We start from the raw sequence: 2,544 nt of genomic DNA on the forward strand, positions 1-2,544 counted from the left end.
TTCAAAATGTATTTATATTAACTTACTTATTCGATGGGCAAATACAGAAGTATTATTATGACTTGCACTCTATTAAATATAGATACTTATCAGTAATAAACGATGAATATGAAGGGTATAAACTTGTACCGTATAAAAATAGAATACCTTACAACAAAAAAGAACTAAAAGATAATATTGATATTTACTGTGGTCACTTAAATAAGGTTGGTGATTATAGAAATAACTTATCTAAAAGTTGGTTTGAGAAAGCCAAAAATCAAGATGCAGTTAAACAGTTAAAGAAAAATGCTCGTAACTATTTCATGAATATCTCTAAAAAAACTGTAAATGAAGTAATGTGGACAACTATTAGAGGAGAAAAAGATAAAAGGCAAAAAGGTAAAATCGAAAAGAAAGTTTGTCCAAGTAGTTATGCTAACGGATTTGTACCTATGACGTCACGAGCAACAAATAAATTTAAAGAAAAGGATTGTCTGGCATATCTAGTCAATAGATTTCTTAATCCAATAGAAAAGAAATTCTTTGAACAGTACAGAGTAAAGGTTAATGAAAGCACATGGGCATTATCTGAATTAATTCAATGGGTATGGCGAAGTAGAATTAGAGATGGATTACCAATTCAAATCTATATTCCAAGTAAAAGAATGAGGGATTTACTAATTCAATATTTAGAAAGTGAAATATTTGAGGAAGCACCCATAAATGCAATTGTAGATGAAGCACCAAGTGATTGGCACTTGTAGTTTTAGGTAATTTAACTGCCTAAAAGGTTGTCAAAAACCTAGTAAAAATAAGGACTTTTTTTCAAAACCCTTAAAGAAAATAGATATAAAATTATTTAATTATGTGTGGTAATAAAAGTGACATTTTTAGAAAGATCATCTTTGTTATCGCTACGATGAATTTCTTAAAAACATCACTTTTTTCACCACCTTTATAAATGGAAAGGAAATACTACTTTTAAGTTATTTTCAATATAATCCCTTATCAAGTCCCACTTTAGATTTTCGAAAGCTTGCTTTCGAAAATAAACAAGGACAAAGCGAAGCGTGTCCGCGTTAGAAATTTTACTTTATTTGGCACTTATTTACATGATTGAGAGTAGGGTCTATAATTTAATAAATTTCAAAGGAGTTGATTTTGAGATGAAACATAAGGATTTAGTTGGGCAGCAATTCAATAGGCTGCTAGTAGTTAAAAAATCTGATAAAAAGGATAATAACAGAAACATCTATTGGTACTGTCAATGCGAATGTGGTAACCCAAAACTCTCAGAAGTAACTACTGATGCACTAACACACGATAGAATTAAATCTTGTGGATGCTCTCGAAGAGTTAAAAAAGATTTAATTGGTAAGACGTTTGGACGGTGGACAGTAATAGGCTTTGATAGATATGACAGTAAAAATTATTACTGGCAATGTCAATGCGCCTGTGATTCCGAACCAAGACCTGTAGAACAATCTAGGCTTTTAAATGGAAGATCAGAAAGTTGTGGTTGTTTAGCAAGAGAACTTACAAGTGAACGTAGAAAAAGAGATATTACAGGTCAAAAATTTAATAAACTAACTGCGATTAATCATGTCAATAAAGGTGAGATGGGTATAAGTATTTGGGAATGTTTATGTGAATGTAGCAATACAAAACTTGTTGTACAGGGTGACTTAACTAGTGGTAGTGTTAAATCCTGTGGGTGTTTAAAGCAATTTGAAGATTTAACAGGAAAACAGTTCGGTTGGTTGACAGTTATAAGAAAAAGTCCTAATAAACATGAATTATACTCACTATGGGAGTGTAGATGCAAATGTTGTCCTGAGAAAACAATTGATAGACCATACTATGGTTTAAAAAATGGTTCATATGTTTCTTGCGGATGTTATAGGTATAGAATATACGATAAAGTTACGGTTGGATTAAAGTTCGGAAGATTAACTGCTATAAAAAGAGCATATATACTTGACGATTTAGGAACTTATTATCAATGTTTATGTGATTGTGGTAATTCTAAATATGTATTAGGTGTATCTTTAAGAAGTGGTAAAACGAAATCGTGTGGATGCTTACAAAAAGAAAGAGTAAGTGAAACTCACTATAAGGGAACTTCAACTATTAGTAAATACTGTAGGTCATTACTAACAGATTGGCAAAAAAGAAGTAAAAGAATTTGTAAAAATAAATGCGTTATAACTGGTGATAGGCAATTTGAAATACATCATTTGTACCCTTTTTCTAAAATAATTGAAGAAATTGTTTTAAATGCTAATATACCACTAAATGCTTATATGGAGGAGTATACAGAAGAACAAGTAAATTCCATTAAATATTGGTGTGTAATATTGCATAAAAAATATGGACTTGGGATCTGTTTAAACGATGAAATGCATAAGCAATTTCATTCTGAGTACGGTTACGAGTTTAAAGTTGAAGATTTTAATGAATTTTACAGCAATATAACTGGCAAAGAATTTGATATTAATCTTTCTTGGATTGATAATTAATAAAACCTTTAAAAAAGTTAGTAACTATTTTTACTATTTTTTT

Annotated in this window: 2 protein-coding genes; both read left to right on the top strand. The window is 30.1% G+C overall.

The window, feature by feature from the left end; genetic code table 11:
- A partial coding sequence (locus V7056_RS20185; RefSeq protein ID WP_499704176.1) for a YonV C-terminus-related protein occupies positions 1–746 on the top strand: 746 nt, incomplete at its 5' end.
- Positions 747–1,052: 306 nt separating this feature from the next.
- A complete protein-coding gene (locus V7056_RS20190) occupies positions 1,053–2,501 on the top strand; it encodes a hypothetical protein (protein WP_499704177.1) in 1,449 nt (482 codons plus the stop codon).
- Positions 2,502–2,544 lie beyond the last annotated feature (43 nt).

The organism is Bacillus sp. JJ664 (assembly GCF_036962205.1).
GTDB lineage: Bacteria > Bacillota > Bacilli > Bacillales > Bacillaceae_G > Gottfriedia.